Genomic DNA, 18,396 nt, shown 5'->3' on the forward strand with positions numbered 1-18,396 from the left:
GGTGGGAACAACGCGGGGACGGCCCCCGCCTCGCGGCGGGGGCCGAATGGGATCAGGCCGCTTCCGGTGCCTTGCGGCTGTCGAGGAACGCCGCGTGCTCCTCGGCGAGCGCCCCCGACAGGGCGCGGGCGATCAGCGCGCGGGTTTCCTCGACGCCGTAGAGCGCGACGAAGGAGCCGAAGCGGGGCCCGCGGGCCTCGCCGAGGAGGATGCCGTAGAGCGTGGTGAACCAGGTCTGCGACACGCCCGGCCGCCCGTCCGGGCTCTTCGACTTGCCCGACAGGTCGGGGAAGTGGCGCCGCCCGACCTCGTAGACCGCCGCCTGCAAAGCCTCCGGATCGGTGGAGCCGGCTTGCGTCGCGAGGGTGTCGGAGAGGTCGCGCAGGGCGGCCGCCTCCTCCTCGCTCGGAGCCCGGTAGGTCTTGGCCGGCCGCACGAAATCGCGAAAATAGCGCACGGCGTGGTGGACCAGCCGGTCGAGGCGCGGATGCGTCTCGGGCGAAGCCTCGGGCGCGTAGCGGCGGATGAAGCCCCACAGCACCGCCGGATCCTCGGTATTGGCCACCGCCACGAGGTTGAGCAGCATCGCGAACGGGATCGCCCCGCTATTCCCCACCCGCTCCGGCGCCGGCGGCGCGCCGGCATGCAGGTGCCAGACCGGGTTGCCGAGCTTCAGCTTCGGATCCTGGGTCGGAAACTTCTCCAGGAAGGACAGGTAGTCGTCGACGTGGCGCGGGATGACGTCGAAATGCAGCCGCTTGGCCTCCCGCGGCTTGTTGTACATGAACAAGGCGAGGCTCTCGGGCGTGCCGTAGGCCAGCCACTCGTCGATGGTGAGCCCGTTGCCCTTCGACTTCGAGATCTTCTGGCCCTTCTCGTCGAGGAACAGCTCGTAGTTGAAGCCCTCGGGCGGCTCGGCGCCGAGCGCGCGGGCGATCTGGCCGGAAAGCTTGACCGAGTCGATCAGGTCCTTGCCGGCCATCTCGTAATCGACGCCGAGCGCGACCCAGCGCATCGCCCAGTCGGGCTTCCACTGCAGCTTGGCGTGGCCGCCGGTGACCGGGGTCTCGTAGGCCTCGCCCGTCTGCGGATCGCGCCACACGATGGTGCCGGACGACACCTTCACCTCGTCGATCGGCACCTGCATCACGTGCCCGGTGACCGGGTGGAGCGGCAGGAACGGCGAGTAGGAGGCGGAGCGCTCGGCGCGCAGGGACGGCAGCATCACCGCCATCACGGCGTCGTAGCGCTCCAGCACCCGCATGAGCGTCGCGTCGAACCGGCCCGAGCGGTAGCACTCGGTCGCCGACAGGAACTCGTAGTCGAAGCCGAACGAATCGAGGAAGCGGCGCAATTCGGCGTTGTTGTGGGCGCCGAAGCTGTCATGGGTGCCGAACGGGTCCGGCACCGCGGTCAGCGGCTTGTTGAGGTTTTCGGTGAGCAGCGCCTTGTTCGGCACGTTCTCCGGCACCTTGCGCAACCCGTCCATGTCGTCCGAGAAGGCGACGAGGCGGGTCGGGATGCTGTCGTTGGTCAGCGTCCGGAAGGCGTGGCGCACCATCGAGGTGCGGGCGACCTCGCCGAAGGTGCCGATATGCGGCAGGCCCGAGGGGCCGTAGCCGGTCTCGAACAGCACCTCGCCTTTGCCCGTCCGCTCCAGCCGAGCGACGAGCTTGCGCGCCTCCTCGAAGGGCCAGGCGGACGCGGAGGCGGCGGCCTCCGCCAGGGCGGGATCGATGCTGAATGCGGACATGGCCATCGAGGCCGCGCATGGCGCGGCCTTCCGGTTGAGGGTGGACGGGAGCCCGGCACCCTATGGGCCGCGCTCCCGAGGGTCAACGCGGGACGATTCACGAATCCCCGACGCCATCGAACGACCTTGTCCGGTGGCGTCGGCCAGCCCGAACGGGCGTCGGCGACCACGTGCCGGACGTCCCGGCATCGATTCCGTCGATGCCGGGACACGGTATCAAGCGTGGGCGGGCTCGCGCGCCGTCGCCCCGGCCGCCTGCGGATCGGCCATGATGTCGGCCAGGATCTCGTAGGAGCGGAGGCGCGCCCGATGATCGTAGATCGCTCCGGCGACCATGAATTCGTCGGCCCCCGTGCGGGCCGCGATGGCGTCCAGGCCCTTGCGCACCGTCTCGGGCGAGCCGACCACCGAGCAGGCCAGCATGCCCGACGCCTGCAGCTTCTCGTGGCCCGACCAGTAGGTCTCGATGTCGTCGATCGGCGGCGGCAGCTGGCCGCGGGTGCCGCGGAAGATGTTGGTGAAGGATTGCTGCGCCGAGGTGAACAGGCGGCGCGCCTCGCCGTCGGTCTCGGCCGCGATCACGTTGACGCCAACCATCGCGTGGGGCTTCGCGAGTTGCGCCGACGGCTCGAAGCGGGCGCGGTAGACCTCGAGCGCCTGCATCAGGGCGTCGGGCGCGAAATGCGATGCGAAGGCGTAGGGCAGGCCGAGCATCGCGGCGAGCTGCGCCCCGAACAGGCTGGAGCCGAGGATCCACAGCGGCACGTTGGTGCCCGTGCCCGGCACAGCCTGGATCACCCGCCCGGCATCGAGCGGGCCGAGCAGCGTCTGGAGCTCCAGCACGTCCTGCGGGAAGTGGTCGGAGGCGGCCGGGTCGCGGCGGAGCGCCCGCAGGGTGCGCTGGTCGGTGCCGGGCGCGCGGCCCAAGCCCAGATCGATGCGGCCCGGATAGAGCTCGGCCAGGGTGCCGAACTGCTCGGCGATCACCATCGGCGAGTGGTTCGGCAGCATGATGCCGCCCGCCCCGACCCGGATCCGGTGCGTACCCCCGGCGATGTAGCCCACCACCACCGAGGTCGCCGCGCTGGCGATGCCGGTCATGTTGTGGTGCTCGGCCACCCAGTAGCGGGTGAAGCCCCACCGGTCGGCGGCTTGAGCGAGGTCGAGGGTGTTGCGCAACGCGTCGCCGGCCGAGGACCCTTTCGGGATCGGCGCGAGGTCGAGGATGGAGAGTGGCGGCATCGGCGGATCCCGGATGTGAGTGCGTGTCCCCTGCTGGTGCCCAAGATTTGGCCTGAGGCGGGCGGATGCAAGCGCACGGGGCCGATGCGTGACATGCGTGGGCGGCGCGGCCGCAACCATACCGCTCCTTCCGTGAGGGGGAGCGGATGACGGTCACCGGCCATTCCGGATTTTCGAACGGAGTCTTGCCCGGCCCGGGCGTTTCTCCGATGCTGGATCTTGCGCCCGCGGCTGCGACGAGACGGGCGATCCCGGGAGGAGCCATGGCGGGCGTGTTCGATCTCACCGGCCGGGTGGCGGTGGTCACCGGCGGCAATGGCGGCATCGGGCTCGGGATGGCCGAGGCCCTGGCCGGGGCAGGCTGCGCGGTCTCGGTCTGGGGTCGCGACGAGGCCAAGAACCGCCGCGCCCTCGAACGCCTCCAGGCCACGGGCGCCCCGGTCGCCGCCGAGATCTGCGACGTCGCCGACCGCGAGGCCGTGCAGCGCGCCTTCGACGCGACGCTCGCGCGCTTCGGCCGGGTCGACGGGCTCTTCGCCAATGCGGGAGTCGCCGGCGGCGGGCGGCGCTCGTTCCTGGAGCGGGAGCCCGAGGAGTGGCGGCAGACCTTCGCGGTCAACCTCGACGGGGTGGTGGCGAGCTTCCAGGTGGCGGCCCGGCACATGGCCGAGCGCGCCGGCCGAGGCGACACCTTCGGGCGGCTCGTCGCCACGTCGAGCGTCGCCTCGCTGCTGGGGGCGGCCCGCAACGAGCATTACGGCGCCACCAAGGGGGCGCTCAACGCGATGGTGCGGGCGCTGGCGGTGGAACTCGCCCGCTACGGCGTGACGGCGAACGCGATCCTGCCGGGCTGGATCGAGAGCGAGATGACCGCCGGCCTGATGGCGAACGAGAAGTTCGTCAATTTCAACCTGCCGCGCATCCCCGCCCGCCGCTTCGGCCGGCCGGAGGATTTCGGCGGCATCGCCGTCTACCTGATGAGCGAAGCCTCGGCCTACCACACCGGCCAGGTGCTGGTGATCGACGGCGGCTACACGGTGGCCTGAGGAGAACGCCATGGCACGCTTCACCGACAAGGCCGTCCTCGTCACCGGCGCCGGCAGCGGCATCGGCCGCGCCTCCGCCCTGCTCTTCGCCCGCGAGGGCGCTGCCATCGCGGTGGTCGACCGCGATGCGGCCGGCGCCGAGGAGACCGCCGCGCTGATCGCCGCGGAGGGCGGCCGGGCGCTGGCCCTCGCGATGGATGCCGGCCGCGAGGCCGACGTCACCGGATTCCTTGCGGCGACGGAGCGGGAATTCGGCCGGCTCGACGCGATCCACGCCAATGCGGGGATCGGCGGCGGCACGGTGCCGTTCATCGAGCAGAGCGTCGACCTCTGGGAGGAGGTCCTGCGGGTCAACCTGATCGGTGCGTTCCTGGCGATCAAGCATGGCGGGCCGCTGCTGCTGCGCCACGGCGGTGGGGCGATCGTCTGCACGGCCTCCGTCGCGGGCCTGCGGGCCAACGCGGCGGGCGCGGCCTACAGCGCCAGCAAGGCAGGGGTGATCAGCCTCGTCCAGACCGCCGCCGACGCCTTCGCAGGCTCGGGACTTCGGATCAACGCCGTCTGCCCCGGCCTGATCGAGACCGGCATGACGGCGGGCCTGTTCGCCGCAGCCCGCGCGAAGGGCAAGGCGGACCGCATCGGCCAGCTCAACCCCGCGCGCAGGGCGGGCCTCCCTGAGGAGATCGCGGCGGCTGCCGTGTTCCTGGCGAGCGAGGAGGCCTCCTACATCAACGGACAGGCGCTCGCCGTCGACGGGGGCCTGTCGAGCACGCATCCGTTCGTGCCGCGGAGAGGCTGAAAGACTTCTCGACGGACGAAAATATGCTGCGAGGCGCTTTTCTGACCCACCCGCGACCTCATCCTGAGGTGTCAGTCGATTGAAAATCGACTGACCTCGAAGGAGGGCTCCAGAAGTCTCGCGATCCCTGGAGGCCTCCTTCGAGGCCGAGCGATCTTCGATCGCTCGGCACCTCAGGATGAGGCCGTGAGTGGGACACAACCTGACGATCGGTCGAAGCAGTCTTCAGAACGGACTGACCGGAAAGAACCGCAGGTACAACTCCGCATACTTCCCCTCGTCCCAAAGGCGCTGGAGCGCGTCGTCGAGGGCGCGGGCGAGGGCCTCGTCCTCCTTGCGGGTGACGAAGGCGGTGCCCTCGCCGAAGTAGCGGTTCTCCAGGTAGTCGCCGCCCGCGAAGGCGCAGCACCCCGCGGCTTCCGTGCCGCCGATCCACAAGGCCAGGGCCAGCCCGTCGCCGAACAGGTACTCGATCTCGCCGCGGCGCAGGGCGGCCTCGGCGGTGCCGAGATCCGGATAGGTCTTCGGGGTCGCGTGGAAGAAGGTGCGCAAGTAAGCCTCGTGCGCAGTGCCCGAGACCACGCCGGTGGGGTGCTCGGCGATCACCTTGGCGTCGGGCGCCGGCAGGCTCTTGTCGCCGCGCACCGCGAAGCGGGCCGGCCAGCGGAAATACGGCCGGGTTGCCCGGTGGTTGGCGCGCAAGGAGGCGGTGAGCGGCAGGGCGGCGGCCACCACGTCGCCCTGGTTGGCCTGGAGCGCGTCGAGCAGCGTGTCGAAGCGGCGCACCTGCACGGTGCAGGTCAGGCCGAGCTTCTCGCAGGCCGCCCGGGCGAGCTCGACCGAGAACCCCGTCGGGTTGCCGTCCGGCCCGGCGAAGTGCAGCGGCGGGTACTCGTCGTCGGTGAGGAAGCGCACCGGCCGCGTCGCCTGCGGCGGCTCGGGCCGCTCCAGCCGGGCGCGGGGGTTCCAGAAGTTCGGGATCGTCACCGGCTCGGCCGCCGCCGCCGGCAGAGCCGCGAGCACCAGGAACGCCGCCATCAGGCCGCGTATCTGACGCTGCGGCATCCGCGCCACGGTTGCGAAGAATCCGCGGGACGGGAGGCGCGACGCTGTCGCGGGGACGGGGAGAGCCATAGGCTCTCGTACCACGAACCTCCGCCGGGGGGAGCCGGCATCGTCGAGGGCCCGAGATGTTCGTCGAGGTCCGGTCTCCGCAGGGTGCGGCCATCGTCCTGCCCGGCGAGCTCGCCTTCCTGCTCGGCCAGGGCGTCGAGCTCGGCCTCGTGCGCGCGGCCGCACTCCTCGCGCGTCGGGAGGGCGCGGAGCCGGTGGCGGCTTTGCTACGGTCCGGCCTGATGAGCGAGGCCGATTACTACGCCGCCCTCGCCCGGGCTCTGGGCCGGCCGTTCCGCGGCGCCGGCCTCGTCCTGCACTCCGACGCGCGGTTTCCCGACGACATCCACCTCGGTGCGGCGATCGGCGCCCTGGGAGAGGTCTTCCTCGCCCCGCCGCCCGGAGCGGTGGCGGCGCTCCTCGCCACCGGCGCGCCGCGAGGGGCCGTCCTCACCACGCCGGCGGCGCTCGCGGGCGCGGTCCTCAAGACCGCCGGTCCCCGCGCCGCCGCCCGGGCCGCCGAGGCGCTGGAGGTGCGCGCGCCCGACTGGGCCTACCGCCCGGGGCTGCATCCGGGGCAGATCCTCGTCCTCATGCTCGGCCTCGCGGCGGCCTTGCTCATCCTCGACGCCGCGCCCTGGCTCCAGCTCGCCGCCCTGGCGCTCGTGAACCTCACGGTCCTGGCGGTGGTTGTCTTCCGGCTCGCCGCGCCGCTGCTGCGGCCCAATCCCCCGCCGAACGCCGCGCCGGTCCCGGAGGCGGAGCTGCCGGTCTACACCGTGCTGGTGGCGCTCTACCGCGAGACGAAGGTGGTACCGCGCCTCGTGCGCGCGCTCGCCCGCCTCGACTACCCGGCCTCGAAGCTCGACCTCAAATTCGTGATCGAGGCCGACGATGCCGCCACCGCGGCGGCATTGGCCGCCCTGCCGCTGCCGGCCCGCTTCGAGGTGGTGACGGCGCCTGCCGGCCTGCCCCGCACCAAGCCGCGCGCCCTCAACGTCGCCCTGCCGCTCGCCCGCGGCGAGCACCTCGTGGTCTACGACGCCGAGGACGTGCCGGATCCGGGCCAGCTCAGGGCCGCGGCCGCCCTGTTCCGCGCCGGCTCGGACCGGCTCGCCTGCCTGCAGGGCCGGCTGGTGATCGACAACACCGACGATTCCTGGCTCACCCGCTGCTTCACCCTCGAATACGCGGCGCTCTTCGACGTGCTGCTGCCGCTGCTGGCGGCGGCCCATCTGCCGGTGCCGCTCGGCGGCACGACCACCCATTTCCGCACACACGTGCTGCGCGAGTTGCACGGCTGGGACGCCTGGAACGTCACCGAGGATGCCGATCTCGGCCTGCGCCTGTCGCTCGCCGGCTACCGGGTGGGCGATCTGCCGCTCTCGACCCTGGAGGAGGCGCCGGCTCGCGTCCGGCCCTGGCTGCGCCAGCGCACCCGCTGGATGAAGGGCTTCGTCCAGACCACGATCACCCACAGCCGTCACCCCGTCCGCGCCCTCCGGCGCCTGGGTCCCCTCGGCCTGCTCTGCGCCGTCGCCATGGTGCCCGGCACGGTCGTCTCGGCCCTGGCCTACCCATTCGGGATCGCGCTGGCGGTCTGGCACCTCACCGCTGATCCCCTGCCGGCGGGTCGGGACCTCGTCGCCAACCTGGTGACGGCGACGGGCGCGACCGTCTTCGTCGCCGGCCTCGGCGCGATGGGGTTGCCGGCGCTCGCCGGCTGCCTGCGGCGGGGCTGGTGGAGCCTCGCGCCCTGGGTGCTGCTGCTGCCGTTCTATTACGGCCTCGTCAGTGCGGCGGCCTGGCTCGGCCTCCTCGAATGGCTGATGGCGCCCTATCGCTGGAACAAGACCGAGCACGGCCTCTCCGCCACGTCCCGCACCGGGGCGATGCGGGGAGGCGGGATCGTCAGAGCTGGCGCGCCACCTCGGCGGCGGCGTCCTGGGCCGGGCGCATCAGGTTGAGCGCGCCGACGAAGTGGCCGCGTCCGTCCATGATGTAGACCAGCGCCGTGTGCTCCATCGTGTAGTCGCCCTCCTTCAGCGGCACCTTGCGGCTGTAGGCCCGGTAGGCCTTCACGGTCGCGGCCACCGCCTCGGGGGAGCCGGTCAGCCCGACGATGCGGGGATCGAAGCTCGACAGGTACTCCTTGAGCGCCTTCGGATCGTCGCGCTCGGGGTCGACGGTGACGAACAAAGCCTTGACGTCGCGGCCCTGCGGCCCGAGCGCCGCCAGCACGTCGGAGATCTGCTGCAGGGTGGTCGGGCAGATGTCCGGGCAGTGGGTGAAGCCGAAGAACACCAGGTGCGGCTTGCCGGCGAAGTCCCGGTCGGTGACGGTGCGGCCGTCCTGGTTCACGAGGGTGAACGGCCCGCCGACCGCGCTGGTGCCGGTGGCCGGGCGGCCGAGCATCAGGCTGGCGGTGAGGCCCAGAACCGCGAGGCCGAGGGCGAAGACGAGGAGCGGGATCGCGGCGCGGCGCATCCGGGGCGTGAGGGTCATTGGCGGAGGCTTCCTGGCTTGCCGGGGGCGGACGGGGCCGGTGGAGCACCACCGGCTTGCGGCCGCAAGGGGGCACGGGGTCACCCCGAGACGAACTGGGCACGGGGTCGCTCCGGGACGATTGCCCGCGCGGTGGGCGCAGCACTGCCCTGCGCCTGGGCAGACCCAGGTAACCCGCCCCCATGTTGCGTTGCGTCGCCCGCTCTCCTATCGGTCGCGGCGACCGGTTCCGCATCTCCCCGCGGTCTCCGCCCCGACTCTCAAGAATAGCTGCCAAGAAGACCCGCCATGGCCGACAAGCTCTCACTGCCCAAGGACAAGATTCGCGTCCTGCTGCTCGAAGGCATCAACGACAGCGCGGTGGCGCTGATGGAGGCGGCCGGCTACGTCACCGTCACGCGGCTGGCCAAGGCCCTCGATCCGGCCGACCTGCACCGGGCGCTCAAGGGCGTCCACATCCTCGGCATCCGCTCGCGCACCCAGCTCGACGAGGCCGCCTTCGAGGCCGCCGACCGGCTGATGGCCGTCGGCTGCTTCTCGGTCGGCACCAACCAGGTCGATCTCGACGCGGCGCGCCGGCGCGGCATCCCGGTCTTCAATGCGCCGTTCTCCAACACCCGCTCGGTGGCCGAACTGGTCATCGGCGAGATCGTGATGCTGCTGCGCCGCATCGTGCCGCGCTCGGTCTCGGCCCATGCCGGCGGCTGGGACAAGTCGGCGAACGGCTCGTTCGAGGTCCGCGGCAAGACGCTCGGCATCGTCGGCTACGGCAATATCGGCTCGCAGCTCTCGAACCTCGCCGAGGCGATGGGCATGCGGGTGATCTTCCACGACCTCACCGACCGCCTGCGCCATGGCAACACCGAGCCGGTCGACAGCCTCGACGCGCTGTTAGGCCAAAGCGACGTGGTCTCGCTGCACGTGCCCGAGACGGCCTCGACCCACAACATGATCGGCGAGGCGCAGATCCGGGCGATGAAGCCGGGCGCCTACCTGATCAACAATTCCCGCGGCACGGTGGTCGATCTCGACGCCCTGGCCTCGGCCCTGAAGGACGGCCACCTGCGCGGCGCGGCCGTCGACGTCTTCCCGGTCGAGCCGAAATCGAACAGCGAGCGCTTCGTCTCGCCGCTCCAGGGGCTCGAGAACGTCATCCTCACCCCCCATGTCGGCGGCTCGACCGAGGAGGCGCAGGAGCGCATCGGCGCCGAGGTGGCGCGCAAGCTCGTCGACTATTCCGACATCGGCTCGACGGTCGGCGCGGTGAACTTCCCGCAGGTGCAACTGCCGGTCCGGCCGACCGGCCTGCGCTACATCCACGTGCAGCGCAACCTGCCGGGCATGCTCGGGCGCCTCAACGAGACCTTCGCCCGCAAGCACATCAACATCGCGGCGCAGTTCTACCAGACCGACGGCGAGGTTGGTTACGTCGTGGTCGAGACCGACGCGACCGACGTCGATCCGGAGGCCCTGCTGGAGGAGTTGCGCTCCATCGACGGCACGATCCGGGTGCGGCTGCTCTACGAGCGCCGCTAAAGGCGGGTGGCGGGGGCCGGTCACGGGGCCCCGCCTCCTCACGCCCGCCGCGGCAGGGACGCCCCGAGCACGCAGCCGACGAGGTAGACCGCCAGCATCAGGGCGGCGGTCTCGAGCCAGAAGCCTTCCCGCCCCGGCACCGCGAGGCGTCCCCCGGGCGCGAGGCCGGCGAGCGCCGCTGCGCCTGCGGCAAGGGCGAGGAGCACGACGAGGCCGGCGGCGAGGCGCGGGCCCCGGCCGGTGGGCAGGCCGGCCAGGCGGCCGGTGCCGGCTCCGATCACGAGCGCGGCGACGAGGCCCGGCCAGGCAACGGAGGCGAGAATCAGCACGACGGGTCTCACGAGCGCAGGGCGAAGGCGACCGCCCGGCGGTCGGCGGCGGCCTCCGCCGGCGCGGCGGCGATCCGGTCGGCCGGGATGCCGGCCTTGAGCAGGTAATCGACGATCGCGGCGGCGCGCCGCTGCGGCAGGCCGGGATCGGGTATCGCGGGCGTATCGGCGGGTTTGGGTACGGGCTTCTCGGCCTGCTTGCCGGGTTTCGCCGCGGGCTTCGCTTTGGTGGGGGCCGGCGCCTCCTTCGGGGCGGGCGGCGGCGCGGTGCCGGGCGGGTCGTCGTGACCGGCGACCTCGATCCGCGCCTGCGGGCAGGCGCGGGCGAGGCCCGCGACCTCGTCGAGGACGGGGTAGAAGGCGGCCTTCAGGTCGGCGCTGCCGGGGTCGAAGCGCAGGGTCGGTTCCGCGGCGAGCGCCGCGAACGTCTCGCGGCAGGCCGCCGGATCCCGGAGAGGGGTGGCGCCGCGGGCCTCGACCGCGACGTCGATGCGCCAGCCGGGGGGCGCGATCCGGGCGGCCTCCGCGGCGATGCGGCGCGCGCTCTCGGGATAGAGCCCCTCGCCGGCGACGCGCAGGCTCTGGTCGCGCACCGTGACCTCGCCCTCGGCGAGCTGGGCGAGGATGCCGATCCCGGCGGTCAGGCCGTCGAGGAGGGCCGGCGGTGCCCCCTCCGCGAGGCGGGTGCGGTCGACGATCCGTTCGCCGTAGAGGAAGGGGCGTAAGGTAGCCCGGATCGCGGCGCGCGCCTCGGCATCCGGCAGGTGGCCGGTGAGGGTGAAGGCGTCCGGCCCGCGCCGCACCGTGACGAGGTAGGGCGAGACCCGGCTCGCCGTCAGGGCGACCGTGCCGCGGGAGACGCCGGCCGGCAGGGCGCCGGCGAGGGACTCGGCCTCGCGCACGGCCTGGCCATCGATGGCGGCGCCCCGGATCGATAGGACCGCGCCGTCGAGGGAGACGCTGCCCTCCCGCACCAGCGCCAGGGCGGCGAAGGCGCGGTCGGTCAGCGCCCGCGCGTCGATCCCGGCGGGGAGCCCGCGGGCGGTGCGCATCGTGTCGGTCACCGGGACGCCGTCAGCGAGGAGCCGCGCGGCGGCCAGGATCGCCGCGCGGTCGGCCTCCGACACGGTGTAGCCGTCGAGGCGGATGCCGTCGGGACCACGGCTCGCCGACCAGGTGAAGGGCGAGACCAGGGCCGGCTCGACCCCGACCTCGCCGACCGTGAAGCCGGCGGGCGGGCGGGCGAGGTCGGCTTTGAGCCCGGCATAGGCCTCGACGCTCGCCGCCTCGCCGTGGACCGAGAGGGTGCGGTCGCGCATCGCCGCGGTGGCGCCGGGCTTCAGGTGCTGTACTTGCGCCAGGAGGAAGCGGGCTCCCTCCGAAAAATTGTCGGGTGCGCCGCGGGCCGCCCGCGCGGCGTCGCGCAAAGAGAGCCCGGCGGGCAGACCGGCGCCCAAGCTGTCGGCGAGCGCCGCGCGGCCGATCTCCGCCGGGCGGTGGCCGATGAGGTCGAGGCGGTCCGGTGCGCGGTGGACGACCGCCCAGGTGAAGGGCGAGATCTCGGCGACGAGGCCGAGGCGGTCGAGGATGCGGCGATGGCCCGGCACGGCGGCGAGCGCGGCGCGGGCGTCGTCGAGGGCGGCCTGCATCGGCGCCTCGCCGCTCGCCACGAGGTCGCGGCCCCGCGCCTCGACCCGCAGCCAGGGCTCGGCGCCATCGCGGCCGGTGCCCGACGCGATGGCTCCTGCGGGCACCTCCAGGGCGGATTCGAGCCGCGGCTCGGCGGCGATCGTGGCGGCGACCCACGCGCCGGCGAGGAGGGGGAGGCCGGCGAGCCAGCCGATCGAGCGCATCGCCACACGGGACCTCGTCGCGGACAAAAACGGCGCGGAGGCGGGGGGCCGCGCGCGAGCCGCCACCCTGGCGGCGGTTTCCGGCATCAGCAAGGCGCGACGCGGCAGAGAATCGGAGACGGGGGAATCGGAGACGGGGAATCGAAAAAGGGCCCCGGCACGGAGCCGGGACCCTGAGAGACGTCCGGATACGGTCCCCGAGGGGACCGTTCTCGCGACTTAGAAGTCGCGCTGGACGCGCATGCGGACCTGGAACGTGTCCGCGTAGTTGGTGGTCGGCAGGATCGCGCCGTTGGCGGCCACCGGCAGGCCGGCGGCGTTCACACCGGCGGCGACGCCGCCCGGAGCCTTGTTCTGGTCGATGGCCCGGCCGTTCTTGATGTCGACGCGGTTGTAGAGACCCTCGACGCCGATATCGAGGTCCTTCACCGGCGACCAGATCAGGCTCGCGCCGGCGACGATCTGGCTGGTGTCGCGCAGCGCCGCGCTGAACAGGAAGTTGCCGGGGCTGTTGACCGGGTTGCCGAGGCCGTTGAAGTTCAGGCCGCCGAGCAGCGCGCGGCTGGTCTTGCCGAACGACATCTCGCCGTAGCTGCCGATGATCGCCGACCGCCACTCGGGCGACCAGTAGTGCAGGTACGAACCGACCACCGTCCAGCTGGTCGACAGCTCCATCTTGCCCGTGACGGGATTGACGGCGGCGTCGGTGAAGTAGGTCGCGAAGGGCGAGCCCTGGGTGTTGCCGGCGCTGGCGGTGTAGGAGCCGATATAGGTGGAATAGCCGGTGTAGAGCTGCGCACCCTCGCCGTACGAACCCTGCAGGTACAGGGAGTCGCCCGGAGCGATGAACGGCAGGTTGAACTTCAGGCCGCCCTGGATGGCCCAGCCGTACTCGGTGTTGACGCGGGGCGTCACGACCGTGCCGGGGGCGATCGCGGCGCCGCCGAAGGTCAGGACGGTCGCGGCGTTCTGGGCGTTCAGCTCGTGCACGGCGGCCGAGAGCTGGGCGGAGCCCCAGGCGGCGTCGTAGCGCAGCACGCCGACGAAGTCGGGCATGCGGTTGGTCTGGCGCAGGTCGTAGAACGCCTCGCCGACCGGCACGCCGGCCGCGTTGGTGGCGATGACCGGGGTCAGGTTGGCGGCCGCGGCGGTGAAGACCGCGAACTGGCTCGCCGCGTTGCCGGCGGTGGCGGTGCCGAACAGCGGGGTCTTGCGGAACGTCGGATCTTCGATCGAGATCGTCGCCGAGAAGCCGTCGCCGAAGGTAGCGGTGTAGGCGAGCAGGTTGGTCGAGGCGACGTCCGAGCCCAGCGAGGTGCCGATGATCTCGAAGTCGTGGGCGTAGAAGTCGTAGAACGAGGCCGCACGACCAGCGGTGAGGCCGGCGAACTGGATGAAGGCCTTGTCGACGTTCACGTATTGCTGGGCGCGGCCGAACGTGTCGACGCCGAGCGCCGGGAAGGCGTTGGCGATGCGCTGCTGCGTGCCCGAGTTCAGGTAGGCGCCGGTCCGCGAGGCGAGCTCGAAGCGCACGAAGGCGCGGAGCGTGCCGTAGGCGGTCTGCGTGCGGGCGTCGAGGTTGAGGCGGCCGAGGCCGCGGTAACCCATCAGGTCGCCGTTGTTGCTGCCGCGCTGATAGCCCTGCGAGTAGCCGGCCTCGAAGCGCGCGCGGCCGGAGACGCGCAGGCAGGTATCGGTACCGGGAACGAAGAAGAAGCCGGCGCCGTAGGCCGAGCAGACACGAACGAATTCGACAGGCGCTGCCTTCTTGATCGGCAGATCGGCAGCCTGCGCCCCTGCGACAACGGTCAGGCCGGCAGCCGAACCCAGCAGAAGGCTCTTCACGAGCTTCATCGAGACCTCCAAAGTTTCGAGACCCTGGGGGTGAACGACTGTGTCTCGACGATCCTACGGGAGCCGAACCACGCCACTCTTATCCCCTGTGCCCGGCGCTCCCCTGTGGGGATGTCATCCGGGCCGCATCGGGGTTGTCCCCGGTGCAGAGGCACCATGTGCTAGGCGCTAACAGCGATCAACCGGGATCAGCGTCCGGGACGGCCAAGTCACCGGCTTTCGGCCTCAATGTTGCACAGACGCCACGAAAGCTTACGCGGGTCAGCTAAATCCGGTGTCCCGCGCGCGAGCATCGCAGTTGTCGCGCGCCATCTCTGTCGTCCCTTGGACCGGACGCGGCTCCGGTGGCCGCGACCCGGACAGGTCCGTTCGTGCCGGGGAATCAGCCCTCCAGCTCCTCGCGCATCATCTCGAGTTCGAGCCAGCGCTCCTCGGCGCCGGCGAGGTCGGTCTCGGTCGTCGCCAGGGTGCGGGAGATCGCCTCGAAGCGGGCGGGGTCACGGGCGTAGAGGGTCGGGTCGTCGAGGGCGGCGCGGAGCTTGACCCGGTTGCCCTCCAGCGCCGCGATCCGGGCCGGCAGGGTCTTGAGCTCGTGCTGCTCGTTGAAGCCCAGGCGCTTCCTCGCCGACGGGCGGCTTGCCGCGGCCTTCGGCGCCTCCCTGGCGTCGTCCTTCGCGCCCTTCGGGGCGACGACCCCGCGCGCCTGCACCCCGACGCCGCGCTGGGCGACCATGTCGGAATAGCCGCCCGCATAGGCGACCCAGCGCCCCTCCCCTTCCGAGACCAGCACCGTGTCGACCACCCGGTCGAGGAAGTCGCGGTCGTGGCTGACCAGGATCAGGGTGCCGGCATAGTCGCCGAGCATCTCCTGGAGCAGATCCAGGGTCTCGAGGTCGAGGTCGTTGGTCGGCTCGTCGAGGACGAGGAGGTTGCCGGCCTCGGCCAGCGCCCGCGCCAGGAGCAGCCGGTTGCGCTCGCCGCCCGAGAGCACGCGGACCGGCGTGCGCGCCTGCTCGGGCGAGAACAGGAAATCCTTCATGTAGCCGACGACGTGCCGGCTCTGGCCGCCGACCTGGACGCTGTCGCTGCCGCCGCCGGTCAGCACGTCCGCGACGGTGCGCTCGGGATCGAGGGCGCTGCGGCGCTGGTCGAGGAGGTTGAGGGTGACGTTGGCGCCGACCTTCACCACGCCCGCATCGGGTTCGAGGCGCCCGGTGAGCAGGTTGACGAGCGTCGTCTTGCCGGTGCCGTTGGCGCCGACGATGCCGAGCCGGTCGCGCCGCGCGATGCGCATCGACAGGTCGCGGACGATGGCGCGGTCGCCGTAGGATTTGGAGACGTCGCGCGCCTCGACCACGAGGGCGCCGGAGGCCTCGGTCTCGCTGACCGTCAGGGTCGCGGCGCCGACGGGCCCGCGATGCTCGCGGGCCTTGCGGCGTAATTCGTGCAGGCCAGCGAGCCGCTTGACGTTGCGCTTGCGCCGCGCCGTCACGCCGTAGCGCAGCCAGTCCTCCTCCGCGGCGATCTTGCGGTCGAGCTTGTGGCGGTCGCGCTCCTCCTCCTCGAACACCTGGTCGCGCCAGGCCTCGAAGGCGGAGAACCCCTGGTCGAGCCGCCGCGTCGTGCCGCGGTCGAGCCAGATCGTGGCCCGCGACAGGGATTCGAGGAAGCGCCGGTCGTGGCTGATCAGGACGAGCGCCGAGCGGCTGCCCTTCAGCTCGGCCTCCAGCCACTCGATCGCCGGCAGGTCGAGGTGGTTGGTCGGCTCGTCGAGGAGCAGGATGTCGGGCTCGGGCGCCAGCGCCTGGGCGAGCGCCGCGCGGCGCGATTCGCCCCCCGACAGCCGGCTCGGCTCCTCCTCGCCGGTCATGCCTAAGCTCTCGAGCAGGTAGCGCGCCCGGTAGAGCTCGTCGCCCGGCCCCATCCCCGCCTCGACGAAGGACAGGGTGGTGGCGTGCCCGGAAAAATCCGGCTCCTGCGCGAGATAACGCACGGTCGTGCCGGGCTGGACGAAGCGCACGCCACGATCGGGCTCGACCAGGCCGGCGGCGACCTTGAGCAGGGTCGACTTGCCCGAGCCGTTGCGGCCGACGAGGCAGGTGCGGTCGCCGGGCGCGAGCGAGAGGTCGGCCCCGGCGAGCAGCGGCGTGCCGCCGAAGGTGAGCGCGATGCCCTGGAGGGTGAGGAGCGGAGGAGCGGCCATGGGGTGGGGGATTACGGCAGGCTCTTGGGAAAGGCGAGCCCTGCGCCGGGATGCGCAGGGGGTGCTTGTAGCGGGGCTGCCCCGAACCGGTCCGGGCTCCTAAGGTGCGAACGATAGGGCGCCGCAACCGCGACCACCGAGGAGAGGATAGCCGATGAGCTTCGTCACCCCCGATTCCTTCACCACCCGCCCCGAGATCGACGGCACCTTCGGGGTCGTGGCCTCGACGCACTGGATCGCCACCGCGGTCGGCATGGGCGTGCTGGAGCGGGGCGGCAACGCCTTCGATGCGGGGGTCGCCACCGCCTTCGTGCTGCAGGTGGTCGAGCCGCACCTCAATGGGCCGGGCGGCGACGTGCCGGTGATCCTGCACGATGTCCGGGTCGGGCACCCGCAGGTGGTGTGCGGGCAGGGTCCGGCGCCGCAGGCCGCCACCATCGCGCATCTGCGCGACGATCTCGGCCTCGACCTCGTGCCGGGCACCGGGCTGCTCGCGCCCTGCGTGCCGGGCACCTTCGACGCCTACATGCTGATCCTGCGCGACCACGGCACCTGGCGCCTCGCCGACGTGCTGGAGGCGGCGATCGGTTACGCCCGGGACGGCTTCCCGCTGGTCGAGCGGGTCTCGGCCACCATCGCCACCGTCGAGGGGCTGTTTCGCGAGCACTGGCCGAGCTCGGCGGCGACCTACCTGAAGGATGGCGGCGTGCCCGCACCCGGCACGCTGTTCACCAATCCGGTCCTCGCCGAGACCTATGCCCGGATCGTGCGCGAGGCCGCCGGCGGCTCGCGCGAGCAGGAGATCGAGCGCGCCCGCCGGATCTGGTCGCAGGGCTTCGTCGCCGAGGCGATCGACGCCTTCTGCCGCGGCGAACCGGTGATGGACGTGACCGGGACGCCGCATCGCGGCCTCCTCACCGGGGCCGACATGGCGGCCTGGCAGGCGAGCGTCGAGGCGCCGATCGGGTACGAGTACGGCCGCTACACCGTGCTGAAGGCCGGACCCTGGACGCAAGGGCTCGCCACCCTGCAGCAGCTCGCCCTCCTCAAGGGCTTCGACCTCGATCGCCTCGATCCGACGGGACCCGACTTCATCCACCTCCAGGTCGAGTGCGCCAAGCTCGCCTTCGCCGACCGGGACACGTTCTACGGCGATCCCGCCTTCGTTGACGTGCCGGTGGAGACCCTGCTCTCGGAGGCCTACAACGCCGAGCGGCGCAGGCTCGTCACCGAGACCGCCTCGCTGGAGCAGCGGCCCGGAACGATCCCGGGCTTCGGCAAGGCCCTCGACGCCCGGGTGAGCGAGGGCGCCCGCACGGCGGTCGGCAGCTCGGGCGCCGGGGAGCCGACGGTGGGCCGGATCGAGGCGACCGTCCCGCCGGACGATGCCCGTTCAGGCGTGGTGCGGGGCGACACGGTCCATTTCGACATCATCGACCGGCACGGCAACATGATCGCCGCCACCCCGTCGGGCGGGTGGCTGCAATCCTCGCCCGTGATCCCGTCGCTCGGCTTCTGCCTCGGCACGCGGGCGCAGATGTTCGTGCTCGACGAGAGTCATCCGGCGGCGCTCGCCCCAGGCAAGCGGCCGCGCTCGACCCTCTCGCCCACGATGGCGCTGCGCGACGGCGCACCCTACCTCGCCTGGGGCTCGCCGGGGGGCGACCAGCAGGACCAGTGGATCCCGCAATTCTTCCTGCGCCACGTCCATGCCGGCATGAACCTGCAGGCGGCGATCGACGCGCCGGCCTGGCACACCGAGCACTTCCCGTCCTCGTTCTGGCCGCGTACCGCCCGGCCGGGCGTCGTGGTGGTGGAGAACCGGATCAGCTCCGGGACGATCGCGGAACTGCGCCGGCGCGGCCACGTCGTCGAGGTCGGGTCCGACTGGTCGGAGGGGCGGCTGACAGCGGCGAGCCGCGACGGAAGCCGCCTGCGGGCGGCCGCCAACCCGCGCGGCATGCAGGGCTACGCCGCCGGGCGGTGACGCGCCTCACATCGTCGGGTTGGCGGGCCCGGTCGGGGACGGGTCGGGGGTGATCGCCGGCGAGTTGCCGGGATCGTTCACCGGGATCTCGACCGGGCGGTCGCCCGGGGCCTCGCTCGGCAGGTCCGGCCCGCCGGGATTCGGCGTGTCGGGGCCAGGATTACCGGGGCTTGGGG

At 72.2% G+C, this 18,396-nt stretch carries 13 protein-coding genes; 5 read left to right on the forward strand and 8 right to left on the reverse strand.

Going from position 1 to position 18,396, the window contains the following annotated elements; genetic code table 11:
• Window positions 1-52: 52 nt before the first annotated feature.
• Window positions 53-1,759, reverse strand: a complete 1,707-nt coding sequence (locus ABZT49_RS12550; RefSeq protein WP_407943492.1) for a lysine--tRNA ligase — start codon at window positions 1,757-1,759, stop codon at window positions 53-55.
• A 210-nt stretch (window positions 1,760-1,969) separates the two neighbouring features.
• Window positions 1,970-2,995: an LLM class flavin-dependent oxidoreductase gene (locus ABZT49_RS12555; protein ID WP_355286399.1), complete on the reverse strand. Its 1,026-nt coding sequence runs from the start codon at window positions 2,993-2,995 to the stop codon at window positions 1,970-1,972.
• Window positions 2,996-3,258: 263 nt separating this feature from the next.
• Here ABZT49_RS12555 and ABZT49_RS12560 point away from each other — a divergent pair, with 263 nt between their 5' ends.
• A complete protein-coding gene (locus tag ABZT49_RS12560) occupies window positions 3,259-4,041 on the forward strand; it encodes an SDR family oxidoreductase (RefSeq protein WP_355286400.1) in 783 nt (260 codons plus the stop codon).
• A gap of 10 nt (window positions 4,042-4,051) precedes the next feature.
• Window positions 4,052-4,840, forward strand: coding sequence for an SDR family oxidoreductase (locus tag ABZT49_RS12565; RefSeq protein WP_355286401.1), 789 nt, complete (start codon window positions 4,052-4,054; stop codon window positions 4,838-4,840).
• A 225-nt stretch (window positions 4,841-5,065) separates the two neighbouring features.
• Here the strand turns inward: ABZT49_RS12565 and ABZT49_RS12570 are convergent, their stop codons facing one another.
• Window positions 5,066-5,905, reverse strand: a complete 840-nt coding sequence (locus ABZT49_RS12570) for a transporter substrate-binding domain-containing protein (protein ID WP_355286402.1) — start codon at window positions 5,903-5,905, stop codon at window positions 5,066-5,068.
• Window positions 5,906-6,030: 125 nt separating this feature from the next.
• Between ABZT49_RS12570 and ABZT49_RS12575 the strand changes: the two genes are divergently transcribed.
• The gene (locus ABZT49_RS12575) at window positions 6,031-7,920 is read left to right on the forward strand and encodes a glycosyltransferase family 2 protein (protein WP_355286403.1); all 1,890 of its coding nucleotides are present in this window, start codon (window positions 6,031-6,033) and stop codon (window positions 7,918-7,920) included.
• Here the strand turns inward: ABZT49_RS12575 and ABZT49_RS12580 are convergent.
• The gene (locus ABZT49_RS12580; RefSeq protein WP_355286404.1) at window positions 7,865-8,458 is read right to left on the reverse strand and encodes an SCO family protein; all 594 of its coding nucleotides are present in this window, start codon (window positions 8,456-8,458) and stop codon (window positions 7,865-7,867) included. The genes ABZT49_RS12575 and ABZT49_RS12580 overlap by 56 nt on opposite strands.
• A gap of 288 nt (window positions 8,459-8,746) precedes the next feature.
• Here ABZT49_RS12580 and serA point away from each other — a divergent pair, with 288 nt between their 5' ends.
• Window positions 8,747-9,994, forward strand: a complete 1,248-nt coding sequence (gene serA / locus ABZT49_RS12585; protein WP_355286405.1) for a phosphoglycerate dehydrogenase — start codon at window positions 8,747-8,749, stop codon at window positions 9,992-9,994.
• 38 nt (window positions 9,995-10,032) lie between these two features.
• Here serA and ABZT49_RS12590 read toward each other — a convergent pair whose 3' ends face one another.
• The 4 genes from ABZT49_RS12590 to ABZT49_RS12605 form a co-directional block, all read right to left on the reverse strand.
• A complete protein-coding gene (locus tag ABZT49_RS12590) occupies window positions 10,033-10,323 on the reverse strand; it encodes a hypothetical protein (RefSeq protein WP_355286406.1) in 291 nt (96 codons plus the stop codon).
• An 8-nt stretch (window positions 10,324-10,331) separates the two neighbouring features.
• Window positions 10,332-12,176, reverse strand: a complete 1,845-nt coding sequence (locus tag ABZT49_RS12595; protein ID WP_355286410.1) for a flagellar motor protein MotB — start codon at window positions 12,174-12,176, stop codon at window positions 10,332-10,334.
• 219 nt (window positions 12,177-12,395) lie between these two features.
• Window positions 12,396-14,030 (reverse strand): porin, encoded by a 1,635-nt coding sequence (locus ABZT49_RS12600; protein WP_355286407.1) that lies wholly within the window; start codon window positions 14,028-14,030, stop codon window positions 12,396-12,398.
• A 382-nt stretch (window positions 14,031-14,412) separates the two neighbouring features.
• A complete protein-coding gene (locus ABZT49_RS12605; protein WP_355286408.1) occupies window positions 14,413-16,233 on the reverse strand; it encodes an ATP-binding cassette domain-containing protein in 1,821 nt (606 codons plus the stop codon).
• A gap of 154 nt (window positions 16,234-16,387) precedes the next feature.
• Here ABZT49_RS12605 and ABZT49_RS12610 point away from each other — a divergent pair, with 154 nt between their 5' ends.
• Window positions 16,388-18,220 carry a gamma-glutamyltransferase family protein gene (locus tag ABZT49_RS12610; protein WP_355286409.1) on the forward strand — a complete coding sequence of 611 codons (1,833 nt, stop codon included), beginning with the start codon at window positions 16,388-16,390 and terminating at the stop codon, window positions 18,218-18,220.
• The last annotated feature ends 176 nt before the right edge of the window (window positions 18,221-18,396 follow it).

The sequence above is a fragment of the Methylobacterium sp. EM32 genome, from assembly GCF_040593685.1.
Classification (GTDB): Bacteria; Pseudomonadota; Alphaproteobacteria; order Rhizobiales; family Beijerinckiaceae; genus Methylobacterium.